Below are 1,645 nucleotides of genomic sequence, written 5' to 3'. Positions count from 1 at the left end.
ATCGGCACATGGTGTCTCCACTTCGACCCCCGACGTGCCGGTTCGTGCCGAGCTGCAGTCAGTACGCGGTGGATGCCCTGACCGAGTACGGGTTGATTCGGGGGAGTTGTCTGATGCTCGTCCGCCTTGCCAAATGCGGGCCGTGGCATCGGGGAGGTTGGGATCCGATACCCGAGCGATGCGAGTACCGGACTGTGGCCGGGGACACCGCCCCGGACGATGTCGTGAAGCAACGGGAGAGTGACACCTTTGTTTGATTTCTTCAGCCTCGACTTCGTCTACTACCCGGTGTCGTGGATCATGTGGGTCTGGTACAAGCTGTTCGCCGCGGCGCTTGGACCGTCGAACTTCTTCGCGTGGGCCCTGTCGGTGATGTTCCTGGTGTTCACGCTGCGCGCACTGTTGTACAAGCCGTTCGTGCGTCAGATCCGAACCACCCGCCAGATGCAGGAGCTTCAACCACAGATCAAGGCGCTACAGAAGAAGTACGGCAAGGACCGTCAGCGGATGGCCCTCGAGATGCAAAAGCTGCAACGCGAGCACGGCTTCAACCCCATCCTGGGCTGCCTGCCCATGCTGGCGCAGATCCCGGTATTCCTCGGCCTTTATCACGTGTTGCGGTCGTTCAACCGCACCACGGGCGGATTCGGGCAGCCGCACCTGTCGGTGGCCCAGAATCGGATGACGGGTAACTACATGTTCAGCGCCGCGGACGTGGGCCATTTCCTGGACGCCAACCTGTTCGGCGCACCGATCGGTGCGACGATGACGCAACGCTCGGGATTGGACGCGTTCATCGACTTCAGCCGCCCGGCGCTGGTCCTTGTCGGCGCCCCCGTGATGATCCTCGCCGGTGTTGCTACCTACTTCAACAGCCGTGCGTCGGTCGCGAGGCAGAGCGCCGAGGCGGCGGCCAACCCCCAGACCGCGATGATGAACAAACTCGCGCTCTACGTCTTCCCGCTCGGTGTGGTCGTCGGCGGGCCGTTTCTGCCGCTTGCGATCATCTTGTACTGGTTCTCGAACAACATCTGGACCTTCGGTCAGCAGCACGTCGTGTTCGGCATGATCGAAAAAGAGGAAGAGGCCAAGAAACAGGAAGTCATCCAGCGGCGGGCCGCCAATGCGCCGGCCCCGGGCGTCAAACCGAAACGCAACACCAAGGCCACAGGTGCCAACGGCGTGGCGGGGGACGACGACGATGACGATGACGCGCAGGCCGGGACGGCGACAGGGGACGGCGACGCACGCCGGGGCGAACCGAAATCCGGCGACGACGTCGGGGGTGGGGCGAATTCGGTCAGGCGCGATAATGCACCGGCCAATCGAGCGCCGCGACCCGGGGCGCGGCCGAAAAGGCGCAAACGTTGAGGAGGGTGCCATGGCGATGAGGGATCGCCTCGGAGGCCCGCCCCTGACGGGTCCGGCACCCGCGAACGAGGAAGAGGAAAACACATGACCGACGCGGAAACCACCGAACGTGATGCAGAGGCGCAACCGGCGACCGAGGATCTCGTCGTAGGTGCTGCGGCGACGGAGGGCGGCGCAGACGAAGCCGACGAACTGGAGGACCGATTGGTCACCGAAGGCGAGATCGCCGGCGACTATCTCGAAGAGTTGTTGGACCTGCTGGACTTCGACGGGG

2 protein-coding genes and 1 pseudogene are annotated in these 1,645 nt (G+C 63.9%); all 3 read left to right on the top strand.

What is annotated here, in order from left to right; translation table 11 throughout:
- Positions 1-257, top strand: a 257-nt coding sequence (gene yidD, locus AC2VOK_RS13715) for a membrane protein insertion efficiency factor YidD (RefSeq protein ID WP_428900970.1), incomplete at its 5' end; no start/stop codon positions are given.
- Positions 241-1,371, top strand: coding sequence for a membrane protein insertase YidC (gene yidC / locus AC2VOK_RS13710; protein WP_428900969.1), 1,131 nt, complete (start codon positions 241-243; stop codon positions 1,369-1,371). The genes yidD and yidC, both read left to right, overlap by 17 nt.
- Positions 1,372-1,455: 84 nt before the next feature.
- A pseudogene (locus AC2VOK_RS13705) lies at positions 1,456-1,645 on the top strand (single-stranded DNA-binding protein); the annotation flags it as partial.

The organism is Mycobacterium sp. TH-M116 (genome assembly GCF_057473685.1).
The sequence above is the reverse complement of the archived record's forward strand: the minus strand, read 5'-3'. Positions and strand labels throughout refer to the sequence as shown.